At 42.3% G+C, this 25,399-nt stretch carries 22 protein-coding genes, 1 tRNA gene and 1 other RNA gene; 19 read left to right on the top strand and 5 right to left on the bottom strand.

What is annotated here, in order from left to right:
• Positions 1-65: 65 nt before the first annotated feature.
• On the bottom strand, positions 66-1,148 hold the full coding sequence (locus tag ACESZG_RS14285; RefSeq protein ID WP_118409184.1) for a DnaD domain protein: 1,083 nt from the start codon (positions 1,146-1,148) through the stop codon (positions 66-68).
• Between the two features lie 763 nt (positions 1,149-1,911).
• Positions 1,912-3,291 (bottom strand): UDP-N-acetylmuramate--L-alanine ligase, encoded by a 1,380-nt coding sequence (murC, locus tag ACESZG_RS14280; RefSeq protein ID WP_020993254.1) that lies wholly within the window; start codon positions 3,289-3,291, stop codon positions 1,912-1,914.
• Between the two features lie 393 nt (positions 3,292-3,684).
• On the opposite strand from murC, the gene ACESZG_RS14275 reads away from it, so the two are divergent.
• From ACESZG_RS14275 to ACESZG_RS14255, 5 genes are all read left to right on the top strand, one after another.
• Positions 3,685-4,959 (top strand): glucose-1-phosphate adenylyltransferase, encoded by a 1,275-nt coding sequence (locus tag ACESZG_RS14275; RefSeq protein WP_008706943.1) that lies wholly within the window; start codon positions 3,685-3,687, stop codon positions 4,957-4,959.
• Positions 4,959-6,077: a glucose-1-phosphate adenylyltransferase subunit GlgD gene (glgD, locus tag ACESZG_RS14270; RefSeq protein WP_161276135.1), complete on the top strand. Its 1,119-nt coding sequence runs from the start codon at positions 4,959-4,961 to the stop codon at positions 6,075-6,077. Before ACESZG_RS14275 ends, glgD begins: the two co-directional genes overlap by 1 nt.
• A 49-nt stretch (positions 6,078-6,126) precedes the next feature.
• Complete coding sequence (gene spoVG / locus ACESZG_RS14265; RefSeq protein ID WP_008706939.1) at positions 6,127-6,414, top strand: septation regulator SpoVG; 288 nt, start codon at positions 6,127-6,129, stop codon at positions 6,412-6,414.
• Between the two features lie 193 nt (positions 6,415-6,607).
• Positions 6,608-7,930 carry a hypothetical protein gene (locus tag ACESZG_RS14260; RefSeq protein ID WP_008706937.1) on the top strand — a complete coding sequence of 441 codons (1,323 nt, stop codon included), beginning with the start codon at positions 6,608-6,610 and terminating at the stop codon, positions 7,928-7,930.
• Positions 7,931-8,101: 171 nt separating this feature from the next.
• Complete coding sequence (locus tag ACESZG_RS14255) at positions 8,102-8,797, top strand: anaerobic ribonucleoside-triphosphate reductase activating protein (RefSeq protein WP_008706935.1); 696 nt, start codon at positions 8,102-8,104, stop codon at positions 8,795-8,797.
• Here ACESZG_RS14255 and ACESZG_RS14250 read toward each other — a convergent pair.
• Complete coding sequence (locus ACESZG_RS14250) at positions 8,768-9,811, bottom strand: DUF6128 domain-containing protein (protein ID WP_368196530.1); 1,044 nt, start codon at positions 9,809-9,811, stop codon at positions 8,768-8,770. The two genes, ACESZG_RS14255 and ACESZG_RS14250, sit on opposite strands and share 30 nt — an antisense overlap.
• Before the next feature lie 166 nt (positions 9,812-9,977).
• Between ACESZG_RS14250 and ACESZG_RS14245 the strand changes: the two genes are divergently transcribed.
• The 3 genes from ACESZG_RS14245 (at position 9,978) to ACESZG_RS14235 (ending at position 12,132) form a co-directional block, all read left to right on the top strand.
• Positions 9,978-10,051 (top strand) — tRNA-Pro (locus ACESZG_RS14245).
• Between the two features lie 89 nt (positions 10,052-10,140).
• Positions 10,141-10,656 carry a tRNA adenosine(34) deaminase TadA gene (gene tadA, locus ACESZG_RS14240; RefSeq protein ID WP_182465592.1) on the top strand — a complete coding sequence of 172 codons (516 nt, stop codon included), beginning with the start codon at positions 10,141-10,143 and terminating at the stop codon, positions 10,654-10,656.
• A gap of 108 nt (positions 10,657-10,764) precedes the next feature.
• Positions 10,765-12,132: an MATE family efflux transporter gene (locus ACESZG_RS14235; protein WP_055152042.1), complete on the top strand. Its 1,368-nt coding sequence runs from the start codon at positions 10,765-10,767 to the stop codon at positions 12,130-12,132.
• Positions 12,133-12,293: 161 nt separating this feature from the next.
• Here the strand turns inward: ACESZG_RS14235 and ffs are convergent.
• Positions 12,294-12,555, bottom strand: an RNA gene (ffs, locus tag ACESZG_RS14230) — signal recognition particle sRNA large type.
• Between the two features lie 244 nt (positions 12,556-12,799).
• On the opposite strand from ffs, the gene ACESZG_RS14225 reads away from it, so the two are divergent.
• The 8 genes from ACESZG_RS14225 (at position 12,800) to ACESZG_RS14190 (ending at position 20,696) form a co-directional block, all read left to right on the top strand.
• Entirely contained in the window at positions 12,800-13,882 is a 1,083-nt protein-coding gene (locus ACESZG_RS14225; protein ID WP_008706927.1) for a 6-phosphofructokinase, read from the top strand.
• Between the two features lie 169 nt (positions 13,883-14,051).
• Complete coding sequence (gene dnaX / locus ACESZG_RS14220; RefSeq protein WP_055059435.1) at positions 14,052-15,671, top strand: DNA polymerase III subunit gamma/tau; 1,620 nt, start codon at positions 14,052-14,054, stop codon at positions 15,669-15,671.
• A 64-nt stretch (positions 15,672-15,735) separates the two neighbouring features.
• On the top strand, positions 15,736-16,092 hold the full coding sequence (locus tag ACESZG_RS14215) for a YbaB/EbfC family nucleoid-associated protein (protein WP_008706923.1): 357 nt from the start codon (positions 15,736-15,738) through the stop codon (positions 16,090-16,092).
• Entirely contained in the window at positions 16,092-16,691 is a 600-nt protein-coding gene (recR, locus tag ACESZG_RS14210) for a recombination mediator RecR (protein ID WP_008706922.1), read from the top strand. The genes ACESZG_RS14215 and recR overlap by 1 nt, the downstream gene beginning before the upstream one ends.
• A gap of 44 nt (positions 16,692-16,735) precedes the next feature.
• Positions 16,736-17,833: a LacI family DNA-binding transcriptional regulator gene (locus ACESZG_RS14205; protein WP_062807065.1), complete on the top strand. Its 1,098-nt coding sequence runs from the start codon at positions 16,736-16,738 to the stop codon at positions 17,831-17,833.
• 428 nt (positions 17,834-18,261) lie between these two features.
• The gene (gene fsa, locus ACESZG_RS14200; RefSeq protein ID WP_026649740.1) at positions 18,262-18,915 is read left to right on the top strand and encodes a fructose-6-phosphate aldolase; all 654 of its coding nucleotides are present in this window, start codon (positions 18,262-18,264) and stop codon (positions 18,913-18,915) included.
• 15 nt (positions 18,916-18,930) lie between these two features.
• The gene (locus tag ACESZG_RS14195) at positions 18,931-19,770 is read left to right on the top strand and encodes a transketolase (RefSeq protein ID WP_008706915.1); all 840 of its coding nucleotides are present in this window, start codon (positions 18,931-18,933) and stop codon (positions 19,768-19,770) included.
• Complete coding sequence (locus tag ACESZG_RS14190; protein WP_008706912.1) at positions 19,758-20,696, top strand: transketolase family protein; 939 nt, start codon at positions 19,758-19,760, stop codon at positions 20,694-20,696. The genes ACESZG_RS14195 and ACESZG_RS14190 overlap by 13 nt, the downstream gene beginning before the upstream one ends.
• On the opposite strand, the gene yyaC is transcribed toward ACESZG_RS14190, so the two are convergent.
• Positions 20,669-21,223 carry a spore protease YyaC gene (gene yyaC / locus ACESZG_RS14185; RefSeq protein ID WP_373218603.1) on the bottom strand — a complete coding sequence of 185 codons (555 nt, stop codon included), beginning with the start codon at positions 21,221-21,223 and terminating at the stop codon, positions 20,669-20,671. The genes ACESZG_RS14190 and yyaC overlap by 28 nt on opposite strands.
• A gap of 277 nt (positions 21,224-21,500) precedes the next feature.
• On the opposite strand from yyaC, the gene ACESZG_RS14180 reads away from it, so the two are divergent.
• From ACESZG_RS14180 to ACESZG_RS14170, 3 genes are all read left to right on the top strand, one after another.
• Positions 21,501-22,868 (top strand): LysM peptidoglycan-binding domain-containing protein, encoded by a 1,368-nt coding sequence (locus ACESZG_RS14180; protein WP_373218601.1) that lies wholly within the window; start codon positions 21,501-21,503, stop codon positions 22,866-22,868.
• Positions 22,869-22,948: 80 nt separating this feature from the next.
• The gene (locus ACESZG_RS14175) at positions 22,949-24,196 is read left to right on the top strand and encodes a DUF5711 family protein (RefSeq protein WP_373218599.1); all 1,248 of its coding nucleotides are present in this window, start codon (positions 22,949-22,951) and stop codon (positions 24,194-24,196) included.
• 10 nt (positions 24,197-24,206) lie between these two features.
• Positions 24,207-24,905: a CvpA family protein gene (locus ACESZG_RS14170; protein ID WP_025581045.1), complete on the top strand. Its 699-nt coding sequence runs from the start codon at positions 24,207-24,209 to the stop codon at positions 24,903-24,905.
• Positions 24,906-25,399 lie beyond the last annotated feature (494 nt).

Below are 25,399 nucleotides of genomic sequence, written 5' to 3'. Positions count from 1 at the left end.
TTCACACCCTTTCGTTTGTTTTTTTGTAGCTGTTCAGTGACTTTCAGACGATTATGTCACTGCCGTTACTGATTCAGCAATTTCTTTTCATATTCGTTAAAGTCGTACTGTCGCTGATGGAAATTGTTAAACCGGTTTGATGCAGCCGGTTTGGAAGCTGCTTTTCGCTGGGGATTCTTTTCCAGCTTCTGGCGCTGATGCTGAGCATCGAGGAGCCGGACATCTGCAAGTGTACGGACATTTTTATCTTTCCATCCGGAAAGGATTTTATCTGCATACTGGAAACTTGGCTGTCCGGTAGAGAGAACTGTACGGCTGCAGGCTTCCTGGATGATATCCATGGTAAAACCATAATCATTCAGCCAGGTGTTCATAAGAGAAATCTCTGTATCTACCGGATTTCGTCCGCTGATTCCCATTGATTTAAAAATAGTAAAGTATTCTTTGGCATAACGGGAATTTGCCTCTTTTGCCATGGTGACAGTGGTGATTCCCTCATCTGCCCAGGCAAGAGCAACGGTTTCTATGTAACGCATACTCTTATGCCCGCGGCTGACACTGTATTCGATCAGGTACTCGATCAGATCAGGCGAGAATTTCAGCTCATCATAGAAAAACAGGATCTTTTTCATCTCGGTAGGAGTGAGCGTTTTGCCGAGATACTGTTCTGCGATATAGAGGAGCTGTACGATCTCATCATTTTGCTTTAATTCTTTTACACGGTCAGGAGACAGTGCAGTGGCTGAGTTGGTGGTCTGCTTCACAGGCTGTGCCGGTGCAGAAGAAGTACGGGTTTCTGTTTTTGTAACAGGGGCTGTCGAAACGGGTGTGTCGGAAGCAGCAGATTTTACAGGTGGTACATTCAATATGATATCTGCTATATCTTCGTTATTTCTGTAGGTTAAAGTAAGGAGTTTCTCTTTCTCCCAGTATTTCAGAGCGCGGATAATGTCACGTTCTGTACAGAAGAAATGATCAGCCATCTGCTCCAGACTGAAGGGTACAGAGGTGTCAGAAAGAAGCCTCAGAAGATAGATATATACTTTTACAAATTCTCCATTGGCCCCAGGCATATAGTTGTCTATGAAATTGTTGGTTAATACAGTTACTTCCGCATTGCGGGAATTCTGTAAAGTGATCATAGCCATGAATTTCCACTCTCTTTCATAATAATAAGATGTTAGGGTCAAAAGGTATTTTGCCCCTAACCTGATATCCACGAATTGCTCCGCTGCAAAGCAGCTCCCACAATTCTCAAACATTCGAAATCCGCTGATTTACTGCGTAAATCGCTACTTTCTCATGTTTGGCGGGTCCCAAGTTCAAAAGTCTTATCGTGCAAGCACGAACGACTTTTTGACCTTTTGACCCTGATATCATAATAATAAGATGTCAGAGTAAAAAAAGATATTTTTCCTCTGACTTGATATCTATGAATTATAGCACAACATTTTTTAAAAGAGAATAGGGGATTTTTGTCGAAGATTTCATCCACATTTGAATGTGGATAATGTGGATAATGTGGAAAGGTGAAATATGGTATATATTATTGGAAACCTGAAAAATGTTGAATTTCAGGGAAAAACGGAGTATTACGGGGACGAATAATGTCGAATTATGTTAAGTGATTTATGCACATATACATCCACATATGCAGGCAGATGAAAATGTGTATAACGATGTGGAAAATGTGGATAAGTGATCTGAACTGTTATAAATAAAGGAAGAACTGAGGGGGATAAAATGTTTATAACTTTTTAATGGAAATTGTCGACAGAGACACAAGTGTTCAGTATCTTCTATTGCTATAAGTGCTATAAGTTGGGCGGTTGTAAAAAACAGGACAATTCTGAAAAATTATTTTCCGAATTGTCCTGTGTAAATTGCTGATATTTATGTCAGGCAGAAACATTATTTACCCAGCAGATGCTCCCCGATATTTACAACATCTCCGGCTCCCATGGTGATGAGCAGATCACCCTCCTGGCAGTTGGAGAGCAGATAATTCTCAATCTCATCAAAGGTAGGGAAATACTCGCAGGGAGTTCCCAGTTCCTGAATACGCTTCTGCAGATCTTCAGAAGAAATTCCCAGAGTATCGGTTTCTCTTGCTGCATAAATATCCGCAACTACCACATGATCTGCCAGGCTGAGTGCTTTGGCAAACTCCGGAAGCAGAGCTTTGGTACGGGTATATGTATGTGGCTGGAATACACACCATAATTTCTTATGGGGATAATTGTGTGCGGCATGAAGAGTTGCTTCAATTTCTGTAGGATGATGTGCATAATCGTCTACGATCGTAACCCCTGCAACTTCTCCTTTATACTGGAAACGGCGGTCTGTTCCTGTGAAACTTCCAAGTCCCTTGATGATCACTTCTTCGGAAAGACCAAGAAGATGACCGAGGGCAATTGCTGCCAGTGCATTGGAAACATTGTGGATGCCCGGCACTTTCAGATAATAGCTGCCAACCTTAACGCCATTGCGCAGAACGGAGAAGGAAGCATGTCCATATTTGTCATAAGTGATATCTGCTGCCTGATAATCTGCATCATGTTCCAGACCATAAGTGATCACATTACATGGAAGATCCCGGATGATATCTTCATATTTCGGAGTATCTGCATTGATGATCAGTGTACCGTCAGCAGGAAGAAGCTCTGCAAAGCGGCGGAAGGAATGACGGATATCGTCAATATCCTTAAAGAAATCCAGATGGTCTGCATCCATATTCAGGATAATACTGATCTTCGGGAAAAAGCTCAGAAAGCTGTTTGTGTATTCGCAGGCTTCTGTGACAAAAGTCTCAGAATTGCCTACGCGGATGTTTCCGCCGATAGCAGGAAGAATACCTCCCACACTGATGGTCGGGTCACAGTCTCCTGCAAGAAGAATGTGAGATACCATAGATGTCGTGGTTGTTTTTCCATGAGTTCCGGAAATGGCAACAGGAGTATCATAATTCCTCATGATCTGTCCGAGAAGCTCTGCACGTGTGAGCATTGGAAGTCCTTTTTCCTTTGCACAGGCAAATTCCGGGTTGTCAGGATGGATAGCTGCGGTATATACCACAACATCTACGTCATCGGTAATGTTTGTGGCACGCTGTCCGTAATAGATGGTGGCTCCCTTTTTCTCCAGTGCCTGCGTAAGAGGACTGGATTTGGAATCGGAACCGGAAATGACAAAATCCTCGCCGAGAAGAATCTCGGCCAGTCCGCTCATGCTGATGCCGCCGATACCGATAAAATGTATATGAAGTGGTTTGTGAAAATCTATCTGATACATAGTATGTTCTCCTTGATTAATTATTTACAAATCTTTATAAATCCGGTAACTGTAACATATTCGCATAGTTACTGGAACTGTTTTATCTGTCTGTTTATTATACTCCCTGTGCCTTAAAATGAAAAGGACTTCTTTTGGTTGATAAAAAATTACAAAAAACGACATTGGATATATGAAAAATGCCTAATAATATATCGGTGGAAATACAGACTCAATAAAAAACGTGTGCAAAAATCATAAAAAAACAAAAAATGAGAAACAAAAATTGTAAATAATGTTCACTAACAGATAAAAGTGTGTTATAATTAAATAATCATAACCTGTAACTGTTCAGTGCCTCGCGAAACAGCAGACTGACGAATAGTTACCATAACTACAACAAGAGGTGATTGCATGATTAAGAAAGAAATGATAGCTATGCTTCTGGCCGGCGGTCAGGGCAGCAGACTGGGTGTACTGACAGAAAAAGTAGCGAAACCTGCAGTTGCTTTTGGCGGGAAATATCGTATCATAGATTTTCCTTTAAGTAACTGTATTAATTCAGGCATCGATACAGTAGGTGTATTGACACAGTATCAGCCATTGCGACTTAATACACATATCGGAATTGGTATTCCATGGGATCTTGACAGAAACGAAGGTGGTGTAACAGTACTGCCGCCTTACGAGAAGAGTACCAGCAGTGAGTGGTACACAGGAACAGCCAATGCAATCTTCCAGAATATGGATTACATGGAACAGTATAATCCGGATTATGTCCTGATCTTATCCGGTGACCATATCTATAAGATGGATTATGAAGTAATGCTTGATTTCCATAAAGCGAATAAAGCGGATGTGACGATTGCCTGTATGCCGGTACCTATTGAGGAAGCAAGCCGTTTTGGTATCATGGTAACAGATGACATAGGACGCATTACGGAGTTTGAGGAGAAACCGGAGCATCCAAGCAGCAATCTGGCGTCCATGGGAATTTATATTTTCAGCTGGCCTGCTTTAAAGGAAGCACTGATGTCTCTGAAGGATCAGAACAGCTGTGATTTTGGCAAACATGTTCTCCCATACTGCAAGGAGAAAGGTGAGAGACTTTTCGCCTACGAATACAATGGATACTGGAAGGATGTAGGAACACTGGGTTCTTATTGGGAGGCCAATATGGAACTGATCGATATTATTCCGGAATTTAATCTCTATGAAGAATTCTGGAAGATTTACACAAAGGGAGATATTATCCCGCCTCAGTATATTTCAGCAGATGCGGTTACAGACAGATGTCTGATCGGTGAGGGTGCAGAAATTTACGGGGAAATACATAATTCTGTGATCGGACCAAATGTTGTGATCGGAAAAGGCAGCGTGATCCGTGATTCCATTATCATGCGCAATTCTACCATTGGTGAGGGCGTACAGATGGATAAGGCTATTATTGCCGAGGATGTTACTATTGGAAACAATGTTGTACTGGGATGTGGTGAGGAAGCACCGAATGTGCTGAAACCTGCAGTTTATGCATTTGGAATTGCTACGGTTGGTGAACGCAGCGTGATCCCGGATAATGTAAGGATCGGAAAGAATACAGCAATCTCAGGTATAACTGTTCCTGAGGATTATCCTGATGGTGAGCTGGCCGGCGGACAGGTAATTACAGCAAAGGACGGTGACGAATAATGAGAGCGATAGGTATTATTTTGGCTGGTGGTAATAATAACCGCATGAGAGAATTATCAAATAAGAGGGCAATCGCAGCAATGCCGATCGCCGGAAGCTACAGAAGTATCGACTTCGCACTGAGCAACATGGCGAGTTCTCATATTCAGAGAGTTGCTGTTCTGACACAGTACAATGCCCGTTCTCTGAATGAACATTTAAGCTCTTCCAAATGGTGGGATTTCGGAAGAAAACAGGGTGGTCTCTTTGTATTTACACCTACGATCACAAAAGAGAACAGTCTGTGGTATCAGGGAACAGCAGATGCTATTTATCAGAATCTGGAATTCCTTAAAAGCAGTCATGAACCATATGTAGTGATCGCATCCGGCGACTGCATTTATAAGATGGATTACAACAAGGTTCTTGAATATCATATTGCGAAACGTGCAGATGTTACGGTAGTATGCACTACCTGCGATAATCCCAGTGAGATTGAGAGATTTGGTGTTCTCCGTATGAATGAGGACTGCAGGATTGAGGAATTTGAAGAGAAGCCAATGGTTTCTTCTTATAATACAATTTCAACAGGTATCTATGTTATCCGAAGAAGACAGCTGATCGAGCTGATCGAGAGAGCTGCGCTGGAAGGCAGACATGATTTTGTAAAGGATATTCTGATCCGCTACAAGAATCTTAAGAGAATCTATGGATATAAGATTGACACATACTGGAGCAATATCTCCACAGCAGAAGCATATTATAAGACAAATATGGATTTCCTGAAACCGGAGATCAGAAACTATTTCTTCAAACAGGAACCGACAATTAAGACAAAGATTGATGATCTGCCTCCTGCAAAATACAATCCGGGAGCACAGGTGAAGAATAGCCTGGTTGCCAGCGGATGTATTATCAATGGTACGGTGGAGAATTCCGTTCTTTTTAAAGACGTATTTGTAGGAAATAACTGCGTGATCAAGAACTCTGTGATTTTAAACAATGTATATCTGGGAGATAATACTCATATTGAGAACTGCATTGTTGAAAGCCGGGATACTATTCGTGCAAATTCGTATTACTGCGGCGACGGTGAAGTGAAGATCGTCGTGGAGAAAAATGACAGATATATACTGTAAATAAAACAGCCGGATAGATTCGGTAAATCGAAAGGAGTAAATTTGTATCATGAATATTACTGACGTGCGTGTGAGGAAGGTAGCAAAAGAAGGAAAGATGAAAGCGGTTGTTTCCATAACGATCGATGATGAATTTGTAGTACATGATATCAAGGTGATTGAAGGAGAAAAAGGGTTATTTATCGCTATGCCAAGCCGTAAGGCAACAGACGGAGAATATCGTGATATTGCACATCCGATCAATTCTGCAACACGTGACAGGATCCAGACGATCATTCTGGACAAGTTCCAGGAAGTTATGGATGCGGAACCGGAAGAAGCTGCAGCTGCGGAATAACCGGTGAATAAAGAACTGTAAACAGATAAGAAGCACAGGCACTGTCTCTGAAAAAGGGGCAGTGCCTGTTTTTTGCTGAGCATTAGTGAAGATAAAATGTTACATAATTATTACATAAATTAATAAAAAGTGTTGATTTTTTTACGAAATATGATATACTGGGTTTCAGATTAACGAGAAAGGTGATTAATTTATGAAGAAAAAAGTTTTTTCATTACTGCTGGCCGGAATGCTTACTTTTTCCATGGGAACAACTGCATATGCAACAGAAGATGCGATCGCTGACATGCAGGCTCAGAAACAGCAGGCAGAAGCCGGACTTGCCCAGACACAGGCGAATATTGACAGCCTTCAGAGCAAGAAGCAGGAGCTGGAGAACTATCTGTCTGATTTGAATACACAGTATGAAGACCTGACTAATGCGATTTCTGAACTCAGCATACAGGCCGGAGAGAAGGAGAATGAGCTGAAACAGCTTCACACAGAATTAAAGAAAGCTAAGAAAGCATTAAATAAACAGTACGATGATATGAAACTTCGTATTCAGTATATGTATGAGAATGGTGGTACATCTGCGTTAGAGACTTTGCTGTCATCTAAGGATCTTTCTGAGTTCCTCAACAATGCAGAGAGTGTTGCGAAGATTTCCCAGTATGACAGGACTATGCTGGAGAAATGCGAGAACCTTCAGAACACTATCAAAGATCAGGAAACAACTGCTGAGGAAGAGAAGGCTGCTATTGATCAGCTTCTTGAAGAGAGAGCGGCCAAACAGCAGGAGGTTCAGAATCTTGCAGCAAGCACAAGTGATAACATATCTTCCTATGTAAGCCAGATCAGCGCAAGCCAGGAAGAAGCAGCAGCACTGACTGCAGAAATCAACAATGCAGATAACAGCATTGCTCAGCTTGTGCAGCAGGCAGAAGAGGAAAAAGCAGCCAGAGAGGCAGCGCAGGCACAGGCCGAAGCAGAGGCGGCAGCGGCACAGGAACAGGATGCAGAAGAGAGTTCTGATGATTATGAAGAAGATACAGATTCCTATGAGGAAGACTCTTCGGACAGTCAGGATTCTTCGGAGACTGAAGGATCTGAGGATACTTCTGAAGATTCAGGGGATTCTGATGATGAAGATACATACGAAGAGAACGATGCAGATTTCTATGAGGGAGACTCTGACAGCAATGAATCAGAAGATACATCTGACAGCCAGGCATCCTCAGACAGTTCTTCCGGTCAGGGAAAATACCTTGGCAACTTTACACTGACTGCATATTGCAACTGTGCACAGTGCTGCGGTACAGCAGGTAACCTGACAGCCAGCGGAACAGTTCCGACAGCAGGACGTACTGTAGCTATGGCGGGAGTACCCTTTGGAACACAGCTTCTGATCAACGGAAATGTATACACAGTAGAGGATCTGGGAACACCTTATGGACATGTTGATATTTATTGTGACAGCCATTCAGAAGCATTAAGCTTCGGACTTCAGTCTGCTGAGGTTTATCAGTTGAACTGATAACAAAACAATAATGTGATTAAGAACTCTGGTAAAACAGGGTTCTTTTTTTCGGATTTTTGCCCGGATTGCTATAACATAGGTGGTTTAACTTGAGGATTCAGATGCCTGATGATAAAATGATATATCAGATTTATATACGGTAAAATATAATTGGAATGGAGATAAACAATGAGAATCTGTGGCTTTAATAAAACGACATTGCTGGACTATCCGGGAAAGGTAGCCAGTACTATATTTCTGGGTGGATGCAATTTCCGCTGTCCGTTCTGTCAGAATGGTATATTGGTTGTGGCTCCCGGAGAACAGCCGGATTACAGTCAGGAGGAACTTTTGACTTTTTTGAAAAAAAGAAAGGGAATTCTGGACGGGGTCTGCATTTCAGGAGGGGAACCTACACTGTCAGATGGTCTGGAGGAATTTCTGGGAAAAATCAAAGAGCTGGGCTATGCTGTTAAACTGGACACCAATGGCTCACGTCCGAAGATTGTAAAACATCTGGCAGAAGCCGGACTGATTGATAAAGTAGCTATGGATATCAAAGCCTGTCCGGATAACTATGGAAATCTGACCGGAATAGAAAAGCCTGATATGGACAGTATTTTTGAGACAGCAGATTTTCTGCTGCATGGGAATCTGGACTATGAATTCAGAACAACAGTAGTACGGGAACTGCATACGCAGAAGGATTTTGAAGAAATCGCCGGGTGGCTGGCAGGAGCGAAAGAATATTATCTGCAGGCTTATAAGGACTCAGATGGAGTCCTCAGGCCTGGATATGGAAGCTATACTTTTGAAGAACTTCAGAATTTTCAGAAGATTCTTCAAAAGACGATTTTATCTGTGGGAATCCGGGGCATCGATTAAACGATACCAGTAACCGCCGCGCATTTTTGGAATCTCTATATAGCTGCTTTCTTTGAAGTAAGGAAAGCCAAACATATTTGCCATAAAGCGTTCCTGCTGATTATAAACGCCGGGAACGCCGAGGATATACTGTCCGTTATTTCTTTGTCCTAAAAGCAAATATCCGAAATTATAATGCCCGTACTGGAGAAATCGGTTATTGCGCAGTGCACAGTAATGCCGCGGAAAACGCTTCAGATCATCAAGGTGTATCTTCCATGCAGCGATCAGTTCGCCATCGGAGAAGGGGGAAAATTCGGCAGAGGTTTTTCTGTTTTCTGCACTTCTTTCCGGGACAGGAGTGCTGGTATTTTCAGAACTATTGGTATCTTCAACAGTATTATCTGAGATAGTAGATGACGCTTCTCCTGGATTATCAGCAGACGTTCCCTGAGCCGGAATGTTGGCAGATGGTTCGACTGATAAAGTGTCGTCAGGAACTTTTGTAAGCGAGATATTTTCAGTTTTTTCTGAAATATCTTCTGGTTCTTCGGGCATTTCCTGTAATACCATACCTGCCGGAATTTCGGGTTTTTGTGAGGTGATTTTCACAGACTCAGGAATATCTGCGGCAGGCATAGCTTTTATTTCATGGAAATTCTCCGGACGTATAGGCTGATCGTCCCATTCAGTACCAAAGAATCCGCCGGTATCTGAAGTAATGATCATTCCGCCCAACTTACCCATTGCAACGCCGGAGTCATTCATATCTGTTGCATCTGTTATGATCAGGCATTCTACAGTTTCTTTTTCTGTCTCGCAGGTATCCAGAAGAATTCCGTTGATCAGGCCATCCTTTCGTGTAAATCCATAAATATTGCATTTTACATTTTCAGGCAGCCCCGGACAATGCAGATGAATCTCAACAGAACATTGCTGATCTTTTACTTCAACTTTAATAAATCCGCAGTTGCTGCCTTTCTTTCCGTTTTCATAGTCATATACATATGCGATAAAACGCCGATATCCAGACAAAATCCTTCCTCCGTAAAACCAGATTCAATAATGTATATGACTGTTACAAAAAAATATGCCACTGTTCATTCCGCTCTCAATAACAAAAATATTCAAAAAAATTAAAAAATTTGAAAAAATCTATTGACAAACTGCAATTTTATTAATATAATAGCACTTGCATTGACGAAGCGTGGCTCAGTTTGGTAGAGCGCTGCGTTCGGGACGCAGAGGTCGTGGGTTCGAATCCCGTCGCTTCGACTACGCATAGGAAGTCTGAAACCAATTGGTTTTCAGGCTTTCTTTTTGCTATTCTGGTAGTGATGCAACAGCAGAAAGGAAAAGAAAAGTTGACAGATCAGGAACGTTTTATGAAAGAAGCTATCCGTCAGGCGAAGAAGGCAGAAGATCTGGAAGAAGTGCCAATCGGCTGTGTGATCGTGCATGAGGGTAAGATCATCGCACGTGGATATAACAGAAGAAACACAGATAAAAATACACTCTCCCATGCAGAACTGAATGCAATTCGCAAAGCCAGTAAAAAACTTGGAGACTGGCGGCTGGAGGGATGCACTATGTATGTGACGCTGGAACCATGTCAGATGTGTTCCGGGGCACTTGTCCAGTCCAGAATAGATGAAGTAGTGATCGGCTGTATGAATGCCAAAGCGGGCTGCGCAGGTTCTGTGATGAATCTTTTACAGGTGGATGGATTTAATCATCAGGTAAAGATTACACAGGGAGTTCTGGAAGAGGAATGTTCTTCTATGTTGTCTGAGTTTTTCAGAAAGCTTCGTGAGAAAAAGAAGCAGGAAAAGGCAGCCCTTAAAGCTGCACAGGAAAATCCGGAGGGAGAACCGGAATAATAAAAGTAAAAGACAGACAAAAACAGGAAGAATCTTAAAGGCAATAAGAGTAATAAAAATAACAGAAGTAATGTTACAGGCAGAAATAAAAAGAGGCGAATAAAAAGAATGAAAAAAGATACAACAAACGACATGACCGTCGGCAGTCCGGTGAGTCTGATAATAAAATTTATGATCCCAATGTGCCTGGGAAATCTTTTTCAGCAGTTTTATAATATTGCAGATTCCATTGTTGCCGGAAAATTTATCGGAGTAAATGCCCTTGCAGCTATCGGAAGCACCGGTTCACTGATGTTTTTTGTGACCGGCTGGCTGAATGGACTCAGCAGTGGATTTGCGATTATCGTAGCCCAGATGTTCGGAGCGAAAAAATTTGACAGGATGCGCCATTATGTTGCCATGTCCATTTACCTTATGGCTGCATTTTCCATTGTCATGACCATAGGATTCAGTCTTGCGAACAAACCAATCCTGCATCTGATGAATTCGCCGGAAGAGGTATTTGGTGATGTAACTGCATATATGGGAATTATTTATGCAGGTCTTATTATCACAGGTGCATATAATGCACTTGCGGCTTTCCTGCGTGCGCTGGGTGACTCCAAGTCGCCATTGTATTTCCTGATCATTTCGGCTGTGATCAATGTTATTCTGGATGTAGTTTTTATTGTAGTCTTTGGAATGGGTGTAGAAGGATGCGGATATGCTACAGTGATCGCACAGGGAATTTCGGCAGTGTGCTGCCTGATTTATATTGTAAAAAGATTTCCGATCCTTCATCTGGAACGGAAGGATTTTGAGATATGCTGGGACAGTTTTGGCAGACTTCTGAAGCTTGGAATTCCTATGGGACTGCAGTTTTCGATTACAGCAATCGGAACCATTATTGTACAGAGCGCGGTCAATATTTACGGACCTGTACATATGGCCGGATTCTCTGCTGCCGGTAAGATCCAGAATATTTTTGCCACAGTATTTACAGCCTTCGGTGCAACTATAGCAACCTATGTAGGTCAGAACAGGGGCGCAGGAAAAATGGATCGTGTGAAACAGGGAGTCCGTTACACGCAGATGATGGTCCTGGGATGGAGCGTTTTTGTTATGTTCCTGATGTTTTTCTTCGGAAAATATCTGACATATCTTTTCGTAGATCCATCGGAACAGGACGTAGTAAATGTGTCTGTTACTTATTTCCGGACAGTATTCTGGGCATATCCGTTTCTCGGAAGTATTTTCCTCTATCGAAATACTCTGCAGGGAATGGGATATGGACTTGTACCAATGCTTGGCGGGGTATTTGAATTGGTGGCGAGAACCGGAATTGTCGTATTGATTGCGGGACATACTTCCTTTGCCGGTGTCTGTATGGCTGATCCGACCGCATGGATCGCCGCACTGATCCCACTGATTCCTTATTATTTTCATGTGATGAAGAAATATAAGAACAAAAGTCAGGTACAGGTAGTAGAGGATTAATTATTCTTTATCTGATGGAAATTGTATAAGGCTCTTTCCCGCTTCTGTTAATATATGGACTTTTGTAAACCACAAAAATAAGAAAAGCATTCAGAAAATTATCAACAGATAAAATTCTGAATGCTTTTTTATATGATGAGCTGCATCATGAATATTCTTTTTTGCGCGCCGCACTTCGGAATGGTCCCACAGACGTTACCTCTACAGTTAACTCAGCCCAGGCACCCTTACGGCACACAAGAGCTTCTGCTTAGTGCTGCTACATTCCTGTCCTGACACGGTTCACAGATTCCTGTTGCGTAAGACCCAAACGTCAACGCCACTTATAGAGGGCAGCTCCACAGGATACAAGCCTCGGATTGGCATCACCCCTGCTGTAGCGGATTGCAGGTACAGGGCACCGCTATCTCCCCGGCTGCGCATTTCTGATTATATAGGCAGGAGGCTGTTTTGTCAATAGTGAATCATTATAGTAAAACTTATTACTGGGAACGGAGTGAACAGTAACTAAAACTTTTCTAACACTATTGTATGAAAACGATAAATATTATATAATAAACAGAAATAAACTATCTTTATTCTGGAAATGGATATGCCAGAGTACACAACATGTCTTGTATGTATGGATATGGATAATTCTTAAAACACAGAAATGGAGGATACTATCATGATTAAAAGAATAGGTATGCTTACCAGCGGTGGTGACTGTCAGGCTCTTAACGCTACCATGCGAGGAGTAGTAAAGGGACTGAGCAACAATTTGGATGAACTGGAAGTTTATGGATTTGATGATGGATATAAAGGACTGATCTATGGTAAATACCGTATGCTCACATCCAAAGATTTTTCCGGAATCCTTACACAGGGCGGCACAATCCTCGGAACATCCAGACAGCCATTCAAACTGATGCGTGTCCCGGATGAGAATGGCCTGGACAAGGTTGAAGCAATGAAGCAGACTTATTATAAACTCTGCCTGGACTGCCTTGTGATCCTTGGCGGAAATGGTACACAGAAGACAGCAAACCTTCTGAGAGAAGAAGGACTGAACATTATCCATCTTCCAAAGACTATTGATAATGACATCTATGGCACAGACATGACCTTTGGTTTCCAGAGTGCGGTAAACATTGCCACAAATGCCATTGACTGTATCCATACGACAGCATCCTCACATGGACGTGTATTTATCGTAGAGATCATGGGACACAAGGTAGGAAGTCTGACACTTCATGCAGGTGTTGCAGGCGGTGCGGATATCATCCTGATTCCTGAGATCCCATATGATATCAAAAAAGTTACCGCAGCGATCCAGAAACGTGCCAAAGCAGGCAAGCGTTTCACAATCCTTGCAGTTGCAGAAGGTGCGATTTCCAAAGAAGACGCAGAACTTCCTAAAAAGAAATACAAAGAGAAACTGGAAGCCCGAGCAAAGAAATATCCGTCCGTTTCCTATGAGATTGCCGACCAGATCTACAAAGAGATCGGAAGCGAAGTCCGCGTTACAGTTCCGGGACATACACAGAGAGGCGGAGAACCATGTCCGTATGACCGCGTTCTTTCCACAAGAATCGGTGCAGGTGCAGCGCAGGCGATTATGGATGGTGAATATGGCATCATGATCGGCGTGGTAAACGGCAAAATTAAACGTGTACCTCTTGAAGAGTGTGCAGGTAAGCTTAAGATGGTATCACCGAAAGATCAGCTTGTAGTTGCTGCCAAACAGATCGGTATCAGCTTTGGTGACTGATTAAGTGAAACAGTACTTGACTGACAGATACTTTTTCATATAAGATATGGATGTAAAAAAGACCGCCGCGGGAATTTTTTCCGCGGCGGCTGTGATAATAAGATAGAGATAACTATTTGGCGCGCTGCTGACAGTGGGGGTGCTGAATAGTTACGATAGGAGTTTACTCATGAGTTACACTGCTCTTTACAGAAAGTTCAGACCGGATAATTTCGCGGATGTCAAAGGTCAGGATCACATAGTGACTACTCTGACAAATCAGATTAAGCATAACCGTATCGGCCATGCGTATCTGTTCTGTGGCACCAGAGGAACCGGTAAAACAACAGTAGCCAAAATTCTGGCGAAGGCAGTCAACTGTGAGCATCCCGTAAATGGCAGCCCCTGTAATGAATGTGCCATGTGCAAGGCAATCCAGGCAGGAACTGCAATGAATGTGATCGAGATCGATGCTGCATCCAACAATGGTGTGGATAATATACGTGAGATCAGAGAAGAGGTTTCTTACCGCCCTACAGAAGGTAAATATAAAGTATATATTATTGATGAGGTTCATATGCTTTCCACAGGTGCCTTCAATGCCCTGCTGAAAACACTGGAGGAACCACCGTCTTATGTTATGTTTATCCTGGCAACTACAGAGGCGCACAAGATTCCGATTACGATTTTATCCAGATGCCAGAGATATGATTTCCACAGAATCACCATAGACACTATCGCGGCCAGACTGGATGAACTGCTCAAAGTTGAAGGTGTAGAAGCTGAGGAAAAAGCAGTCCGATATGTAGCGAAAGCGGGAGATGGTTCCATGCGAGATGCGCTCAGCCTTCTCGACCAGTGTATTGCTTTTTATCTTGGACAGGAACTTACCTATGATAAAGTTCTGGAGGTTCTGGGAGCCGTTGACACCGAAGTGTTTAGCAAGCTTTTGCGCAAAGTGATCCGGGGAGATGTGACAGGTTCCATTCATATCCTGGAGGAACTGATCGTAGGAGGCAGGGAACTGAGCCAGTTTGTGGGAGATTTTACCTGGTATATGAGAAATCTTCTTCTCGTTAAGACTTCTGAGAATCCGGAGGAAGCGATCGATGTCTCATCCGACAACATGAAGCTTCTGAAAGAAGAGAGCACCATGCTGGATGTGGAGACGCTGATGCGGTATATCCGTATTTTTTCGGATTTGTCCAACCAGATCCGATATGCAACCCAGAAAAGGGTTCTCGTGGAGATTGCACTGATCAAGCTGTGCCGTCCTGCAATGGAGACTAATCTGGATTCTGTTCTGGACAGACTGCGTGTGCTGGAACAGCGGATGGATGAACGTCCGGTACAGCAGGTGATCGTGCAGCAGGGTTCAGGGAAAATGCCGGCAGAAACCGGAGCAGTTCAGGAACCGGCGGGAAACAAAGCACCGGCGAAAGCTGCACCGGAAGATTTGCAGAAGATCGTGGCAGGCTGGAGAGTGATCACAGGACAGACAACAGGGATGTTCAAGCAGATGCTTCAGAAATCTGTTCCGAAGTATAACAGTGAGACAGGAGAACCTGTTCTTTATGTGGAATTTCAGGATTTTCTGGGGCAGTCCTATGTGGACAATTCGGAAGCGAAGAAAGAGCTTCAGGACATCATCACTGCTCAGACAGGAAAAACAGTAGAGATCCAGATGCTGGTGGCAGATAAGCATCAGCATACAAATCTGGCAAATATCACAGTGGACCAGGCGATAAAGAATAATATCCACATGGATGTTGTGATAGAGGAAGATCCTGATGAGGAAAAAGGAGAATAAATATTCTCCTTATAGGAAAAGGCAGTAAATAATAAGGCAATAAATAGCAAGGAGGACATCACAAATGGCAAAACGTGGAGGATTCCCGGGAATGGGTATGCCGGGAAATATGAATAATCTTATGAAACAGGCGCAGAAAATGCAGCGCCAGATGGAAGAGAACCAGAAAGCTCTGGAAGAGAAAGAATTTACGGCTACTGCAGGAGGCGGAGCTGTAGAGGTAACTATCTCCGGTAAGAGAGAGGTGACAAAAGTAAAGCTTCAGGAGGAAGTTGTAGATCCGGATGACATCGAAATGCTGGAAGATCTCATCGTTGCAGCTACAAACGAAGCACTTCGCAAAGTGGAAGAAGAATCTACAGCTGTTATGTCTAAACTGACAGGTGGTCTGGGCGGACTTGGCGGAGGTCTTCCATTCTGATGGAATACTACAGCAGTCATATCAATAAGCTGATCGAGCAGCTTTCCCATCTTCCGGGAATCGGTGCGAAATCAGCACAGAGACTGGCATTTCACATCATGAATATGCCAAAGGATCAGGTAGAGCAGCTTACCTCTTCCATTACCGGTGCCAGAGAGAATGTACAGTATTGCAAGTGCTGCTGTACTCTGACAGACAGAGAGATCTGTCCCATCTGCAGCAATGATAAGCGTGATCATTCAGTGATCATGGTGGTAGAGAATACAAGAGATCTTGCAGCTTATGAAAAAACAGGCAAGTTTGATGGCGTTTATCATGTTCTTCATGGTGCAATCTCTCCAATGCTTGGAATCGGGCCGGATGATATCAAACTGAAAGAACTCATGCAGCGTCTGGCAAAGGATGAGGTAAAGGAAGTGATCATTGCTACCAACTCCAGTCTGGAGGGGGAAACAACGGCAATGTATATCAGTAAGCTGATCAAACCTACCGGGATTAAAGTCAGCAGGATCGCAAGCGGAGTTCCAGTAGGAGGAGATCTGGAATATATTGACGAAGTGACTCTTTTACGTGCTCTTGAGGGGCGTGTGGAGCTTTAAGGTTACTGTTCTGACAAAAGATCATCGGAAAAGGAGGCATCACTTTGTCTAAAAAGAAAGCAACTTCTTCTGACGTGGCAAAGAGGGCAGGAGTCTCCCAGGCAACTGTTTCCATGGTCCTGAATAAGAAATATAATGTTTCTTTTTCCAGAGAAACAGTGGAGAAGGTAGAGCAGGCAGCCAGAGAATTAGGCTATCATCTTCCCGGACGAAAGAACAGAAAAGAAAGCCGGAAAGAGAAGCTGATCGTTGTTTTTTGCCCTACGCTTACAAGCCCGTATTATGTATTGCTTCTGCAGGGAATTGAGGCAGTGGCGAACAAACAGGGATATGGTGTCTTTATCTGTAATACACAGAGAGATCCCCGTCTGGAGGAGAAGTATCTGCGTATGATGGGTACAATAGAGCCGCTTGGCATTATCTACTGCTGTAATCCAAATCCGGATTTTCAGCAGCAGGTAGAGGAACTGGCGCAGACAATCCCACTGGTTATCATCAGTAATAAAGAGAAAACTACAACTATAGATGCCATTAATCAGGATAATACAGTTGTGGGAAGGATGATGGCAAGACATCTGCTTGATCTGGGGCACAGAGATGTAGCGTTTATCACTCCGCCCCTGACAAGGAGACAATGGCAGAGAACAAAACGTGTAAATGGTTTTGTGAAAGAGTTTGAGAAAGAAGGCCTGAAGGATCATGTGATCATTAAGGCTGCGGATGAAGCTATCGATATGCAGATCCCACGGATGGATTCGGAATATTCGATGGGTTATGAGCTTACTATGGAGCTTCTGGATGAAGGCAGGGAATTTACAGCTATTGCAGGCCAGAATGATATGATGGCTATTGGTGCGCTGGATGCTCTCCATGAAGCAAGGATTCATGTACCCAAGGATGTATCGGTGATTGGGTGCGATAATATCTTTTATTCGGGAATACGGAAGATCTCTCTTACTACGATCGATCATTTCGTAGCCCTTAAAGGCAGAGATGCCTGTGATATTATACTGCGCAAAATCGATGAGCAGGACCGTTTTCTCACAGATTCTGCTCCTGCCAGTCTCTATAATATTGAATATACCCCCAAGCTGATAGCGAGACGCACTACGGGGTATGTCAGAACCAAAAAAAATAATTAAATACGTCGAATGAAAATTATTAATAATAATTTATCGAAACTGCAGAACAGTTATTTGGTATAGAGCTGTGTGGCGAGGCAGATTGCGAATATCTACCCGGCAGGCATTTTCTGGAAACGTACCAAAATTTCAGGATGTGCGGCTGAAATCCGATATCAGAAATGATTTCTGACGGAGGTTTTCTGCAACAGCAAAGACAGCGAACAGTTACGAAAAGAAATGGTTATAAAACATATTGTATATTGCATGTTGATAACAACGAATATATGCTTTGACTGAAAAATAAAGAATTAATAAGATATGCGATTATTAATAAAGAAATTATTAATAATCTTTTGCCGCGCTTGACCTGAATGTAAAGTCTGTTATAATGAAACCATCAGATCAATGAACGATTATGACAAGCAAAAATCAGGAGGGTTAAGAACATGAAATTTTTTATTGACACAGCAAAAGTAGAAGATATTAAGGCAGCTAATGATATGGGTGTAATCTGTGGTGTTACCACAAATCCGTCTCTTATCGCAAAAGAAGGAAGAGATTTCAAGGAAGTAATCAAAGAGATCACATCTATCGTAGACGGACCGATCAGCGGTGAAGTAAAAGCTACTACAACAGATGCAGAAGGAATGATCAAAGAGGGACGTGAGATTGCAGCCATTCATCCGAATATGATTGTTAAAATTCCTATGACAGTAGAAGGTCTGAAAGCAGTTAAGGTTCTTCATGCAGAAGGAATCAAGACAAACGTTACTCTGATCTTCACTGCTAACCAGGCACTTCTGGCTGCAAGAGCAGGTGCTACTTATGTATCTCCGTTTCTTGGAAGACTGGATGACATTTCTACAAGAGGTGTTGATCTGATTCGCGAGATCGCTGAGATTTTTGAAGTGGCAGGAATCGAGACAGAAATCATCGCAGCAAGCGTAAGAAATCCGATCCATGTAACAGACTGTGCACTTGCAGGTGCTGACATTGCAACTGTTCCGTACAATGTAATCGTACAGATGACAAAACATCCTCTGACAGATGCAGGTATTGAGAAATTCCAGAAAGATTATAAAGCAGTATTCGGCGAATAAGGAGAATTTACCACAATGGAAAAATTAGAACTTCAGAAAATTGCAAACGAAGTCCGTAAAGACATCGTTACTGCATTACATTCTGCAAAAGCAGGACATCCGGGCGGATCTCTGTCTGCAGCAGATGTATTCACTTATTTATATTTTGAAGAAATGAATATTGATCCAAAGGATCCTAAGAAGGCTGATCGTGACCGTTTCGTACTTTCCAAAGGCCACACAGCACCGGGATACTACTCTGCACTTGCAGAAAGAGGCTTTTTCCCAAAAGAAGATCTGAAGACTCTTCGTCATCTGGGTTCCTATTTACAGGGACATCCGGATATGAAACATATCCCGGGTGTTGATATGTCCAGCGGTTCTCTGGGACAGGGAATCTCTGCAGCAGTTGGTATGGCGCTTTCTGCCAAATTAAGCAATGAAAGCTATCGTGTATACACCTTATTAGGCGACGGCGAAATTCAGGAAGGCCAGGTTTGGGAAGCTGCTATGTTTGCAGGCTTCAGAAAACTGGACAATCTTGTAGTGATCGTGGATAATAATGGACTTCAGATCGACGGTAAGGTTGATGAAGTATGTTCTCCATACCCGATTGATAAGAAATTTGAGGCATTTAACTTCCATGTGATTAACGTTGCAGACGGAAATGATATGGATCAGTTAAGAGCTGCTTTTGATGAAGCAAAAGCTACTAAGGGAATGCCTACAGCTATCATTATGAAAACTGTAAAAGGAAAAGGTGTTTCCTTTATGGAAAATCAGGTTGGATGGCATGGAAAAGCTCCGAATGACGAGCAGTATGCACAGGCAATGGAAGAGTTAGAAAAGGCAGGTGAAGCATTATGTCAGAAGTAAAGAAGATCGCAACAAGAGCAAGCTACGGTGCTGCGCTGGTTGAATTAGGTAAGAAACATGAGAACCTGGTCGTTCTGGACGCTGACCTTGCTGCAGCTACTCAGACTGGCGTATTCAAAAAAGAATTTCCGGAGCGTCATATTGACTGTGGTATTGCCGAGTGTAATATGATGGGCATTGCCGCAGGTCTGGCTACTACAGGAAAAGTTCCATTTGCCAGCACATTTGCAATGTTTGCAGCAGGACGTGCTTTTGAGCAGGTTCGTAATTCTATTGCATATCCGAAGATCAATGTAAAAATTGGCGCTACTCATGGCGGAATTTCTGTAGGTGAAGATGGTGCTACCCATCAGTGTTGTGAGGATTTTGCTCTTATGAGAGTAATTCCGGGAATGGTTGTTGCCTGCCCTTCTGATGATATTGAAGCAAAAGCTATGGTAGAAGCAGCTTATGAGCATGTTGGTCCTGTATATATGAGATTTGGACGTCTGGCAGTTCCGGTTATCAATGACAGACCGGACTATAAATTTGAATTAGGCAAAGGTATTGTCCTTCGTGAAGGAAAAGACCTTACGATCATTGCAAACGGTCTCTGCGTAGCTCCTGCTCTTGAAGCTGCAGAGAAGCTTGCGGCAGACGGCGTAGATGCAAAAGTAATCAATATCCATACGATTAAGCCTCTGGATGAAGAACTTGTAGTTGCAGCAGCCAAAGAAACAGGCAAGGTTGTAACTGTAGAAGAGCATTCAGTAATCGGCGGACTTGGCGGAGCAGTATGCGAATGCCTGTCTGAGAAAGCACCTGTACCTGTAAAACGTATCGGTGTAAATGATGTATTCGGAGAATCCGGTCCTGCCACAGCTCTTCTTGAGAAATATGGTCTTGATGCAGAAGGCATCTACAAACAGATCAAAGAATTTGTATAATTTACGATTCCCTGTGTGATGATATCTGCCAGAGAGATTACCGTAGACAGGCGGGTAGTCTGAAGGGTTAGCTGTTCCAGTACACCTGCGATGTTTACAATCCCTGTGATATGGATATCACCAACAGGAGGAAGTTCTTTCTGAACTGCAGCACCTGGGTAAAGTGCACCATCTGCGATGGTCACATACCCCAGGTGCTTTTTTTGTCCAAGAGAGGCATCCACTGCAATAACCAGACCTTCGGGATGCAGAACTTTGATCTGGCGGGAAATTCTGGAAAGATTTAAAGCATGTACGGGGCTTTTCAGGGTACCGTAAACATAAACGCCATGAGTGTCCGTATTCAGATGTTCAAGTAACTGGTGTCCGATATAGGGACCGAGACAGTCTCCTGTCACGCGGTCACTTCCGATACACAGAAAAACCAGTTCCGACCATCTGCCGGGATATTGAAGAATACATTTATTTAAAAGAAAAGCGATTTCCTCAGCAGAACTGCTTTTCTGTGAGTCCACATAAAATACCATAAAACCTCCCTGATCGTATTATGTACTCGCAGAGTCTCTATTGTACCTGCACAAAAAGATTTCGAGAGCACATTATTGATTATATCTTTTAATTGCTATAGTCCCTTTGCTTCATAACAACAAGCTGCGAAGAGGCTTCTGATAACATCATATCCTTACCGGGATAAAAATATGCACTGTGCAAAATCTGTCGCCAAATTCTGGTAAATTCCTCTTACAATGTGATAAAATCTGCAATTTATCTGTGTTATCCTGATACCCGAAGGGGTGATGAGAGATGATAGAAGTAATCTATAAGGACGAATCTCAGGAAGGACAAAATGGTGAGGAACCGTTTGGATTACCCAGAAATATACGCCAGATCGGCCTGGCAGCCGAAGATTACAGGATTTATATGGAGGACTATGTGTACACATTTCTGGTAAGACTTGCCAGAACGGAAGACTCTCTGGGGGAAGCAAAAACCAGAGTGGCAGTTCTTACAGGAAATCTTAAATGGCGTTCTCAGACAGCTTATCTGTTTATCAAAGGTGCTATTATAGCGGAGGAGATGGAGGCAGCACCTGATCATATCGATTTTTCGGAAAATCAATGGAAGCAGATACAGGAAGCCCAGAAGGAGTACTTCGAAGATCAGGAGATTGTGGGATGGTTCTTTTCACAGCCTCAGCTTCTCCTGAAAGTATCGGAAGTGATGTCAAAAGTACACATGAAACATTTTGGAGGAGAAAAAGTCCTGATGCTTATGGAACCTCAGGAAAGGGAAGATGCTTTTTTCCGTTATGAAAACAATGAAATGGTGCGTCTGGGAGGGTATTATCTTTATTATGAAAAAAATCCCGGTATGCAGACGTATATGATCGACAAAAATGAAGAACTTCAGCCGGAACCTCAGGAAAAATATGAAGATCAGGCTGTGAAAGATTTTCGCAAAATAATTGCAGATAAAAAGGAAACCAGGAAGGAGCCGGCAGCTCCTTCTGTTTTTTCATATGGATTAACTGCATGTCTGGCAATTGCAGTACTGACAGTGGGTGTTAATTTTTACAGAAGTTACCAGAATGTAAAACAGAACGAAAAGGAGAGCGCGACGGTTTCTTCGGTGATCGTTGAGGAGATAACGCCGTCTCCTGTTGCCGGGACTTCGAACAATGAAGCTGTCAGGCAGCATAAACAATACCGGACAGATACTATACAAAATGATGCAGGGAAGAATAAAAAGAATAATGAAGAGAATGATGAAGAGAATAATCAAAGCACCAGTGAAAAAGAAAATTCTGAAAAGAAAAACAATACTTCAGAGAAAAAAATATCAGCAGAGCAGACAGATACAGAACAAAAATCGGACAAAACAGAACAGCTTCCGGATGTAAAGACAGAAAAAGCAGATAAAACCGAACAAATCTACCAGCAGGAAGCAGATGAACGTAAAGCACAGAAACGTGTCAGGGAAGCTGTGCAGAAGGAAAACAGCGAAGCAGCGGGAAAAGCCCATGAGTCATATGTGATTCAGCCCGGCGATACTCTTTTTCAGATAAGTATGGACAGATACGGAAGTATCGAAGCCATAAGTCAGATCTGCAAATTGAATGGGATGTCAGCGGACGAAATCATTTATCCGGGACAAGTAATTGTATTACCTTAGAAAACTGTGCTATAATAAATGGCAAAAACTGAAACCTGATAATCAACAAAATGAAAGTGAGAAATAAGGTAAAGGCTAAAATGGCAAATACATTTAAGAAAATAATAAAAAAACATAAAAAGAAAAAGCTTCAGGCAGAGAGAAACAGAAAAGCGAAAGCCCGGGAGAGAGCTGAAGAGGAATATGCAGATGATTATGAGCGCAGATTGTCCCGCCACAAAAGAAGTGTAGTGAAAAAGACAGTTATTACAGTGGTGGCGATAGCTGCTGCTGTAACGGCTGTGGGATTTTACATAGAGAAGAGAAGCTATCATACTTATAAAGTAGTCCAGACAAGTGAGCAGGAGGATATTGTTTCTACAAATTATGTTGAAATAGACGGAAATATCCTTCGATACAGTCCGGACGGAGTTTCGCTTGTTTCTGATAAGATGAGTACATTATGGAGTGAAACCTATCAGATGCAGAATCCTGTGGCAGATGTCAATGGAACTCGTGCGGTGATTGCGGATAAAGATGGAACAACTTTGGAGATTTATGATAAATCAGGAAAAACAGGCAGTGTAACTACTTCCTACAGTATTGTCAAAGCAAAAGTATCCAAAAGCGGTCTTGTTGCGGCAATCCTGGATGGTGGAGATGATACATGGATTGATTTTTATGGTACAGATGGAAGTCTGATTGCTGAAAATCAGACGAAGATAGATGATCCGGGATATCCCCTTGATATTGCTGTATCTGAAGACGGAGTGATCATGATGGTAACCTATCAGTTCGTAGATGGAAGTGATACGACCAGTTATGTGGCATTTTACAATTTTGGAGATGTAGGACAGAACGAGGATGACAGAATTGTCAGTGGATATAAGTATGAAGGCGTGGTAGTTCCGCAGATCCAGTATCTTGATAATAACCGGTCTGTAGCACTTAAAGATAATGGATTTACAATTTATCATGGAAGCCAGATTCCGAAGGAAGTAAAAACAGTAAAAGTAGATAAAGAAATTGTCAGTACTTTTTATGATAATGATATGATTGGTCTTGTGTTTAAGAATGACAGTAAAGACAAACAGTATACAATGGAAGTTTATACTACAGATGGCAAATTGAAATTCAAAGAAAACTTCAATATTCCATATACGACGATTAAATTAAGCGGTGGAAATATTCTGATGTACAACAGTTCCCAGATGTGTGTAATGAACAGCAGGGGAGTACAGAAATATCTTGGCAGTGTGGATGGAACGATCAAAGATTTCTTCAAAATCGGAATGAACAGATATCTTCTGGTATTGGACAGCGGTGTAGAGATAATAAAACTTAGTTAGGAGGATGAAAATGGCTTTAACGTGGGCCGGAGTCATTACGATACTTTTTCTGGCGGCTGCATGTGTCAGAGGTTATAGGCGGGGACTGATAAAAGAACTGGTTTCGCTTGTATGTGTTTTTCTGTCGATGGCGATCGTGTGGTTTATAAATCCTTATGTAAATGAGTTTATTCGGGAAAATACATCAATTTATGAAAAAGTACAGGAAAGCTGCCGGGAGTTTGTAGGAGAGGAATACAGCACATGGACAGGCAGTGGAGAAAGCCAGACTGAATTTATAAATGAAATGAATCTCCCGGAACTGCTGAGGAATGGACTGGTTCAGAATAATAATTCTGACAGTTACCAGTATTTGGCTGTAACTACATTTTCGGATTATATTGCTCAATATCTGGCGAGAATGGCAGTGAATGGAATTTCTTTCCTGATTTCTCTGCTGATGTCGACGATTATGGTGAGGAGTATCACATGGATGCTGAATCTTGTGACGAGATTACCTGTGCTGCATGGCATGAACAAGGTAGCAGGAGCGTTGCTGGGGGCAGTTAAATTCCTTATAGTAATATGGATTATCTTTCTGGCTCTCACCATTGTGTGCAATACAAAGGCTGGTGAGGCGGCCCTTCAGATCATTAAGAAAGATTGCATCCTGAGTTTCATATATGACAGAGATATCCTGATCAGGATATTTATGAGTATCTTCTATTAAAAAGGTTTGGTATCTGTGGACCGTAGGTATCGGATCCAAATGTCTTCCTGCGCAAATGCGAACGATTTTTGAATGTTTACTCTGATATTGGGGCGTTAAAAACGAGGATATTATAGCGATATCGGAGATGGTGTAAAAAACATGTAAAAAAATGTAAAATAATACTTGACGCAAAAAGAAAATAATGATATGATAAATCCGCTTCTGAGTGAGGCGGATTTTTTTTGACAGACAACAGAGATTTGGTTGAATAAAGTTGAAAAAAATATAAAAAAAGTGTTGACAGGAAACTGAAGACATGATATTATATCAGAGTTGCTGATGCAGATGAAAAAAGAACTTAAAAAATAAAATAAAAAAGTTCTTGACAAAGCAAAAAGCAAGTGATATAATAAATGAGCTGTCAGCCGAGAGGTGAAGACAGACAACCTTGATAACTAAACAGTGAAACACATACGATTCTCGAAAATTCTTTACATTTTTAAGAACGGTTT

Source organism: Blautia sp. Marseille-P2398 (assembly GCF_964240315.1).
Classification (GTDB): domain Bacteria; phylum Bacillota; class Clostridia; order Lachnospirales; family Lachnospiraceae; genus Blautia_A; species Blautia_A wexlerae.
Note: the sequence above shows the minus strand (reverse complement) of the source record. Positions and strands in the feature narration are given on the sequence as shown.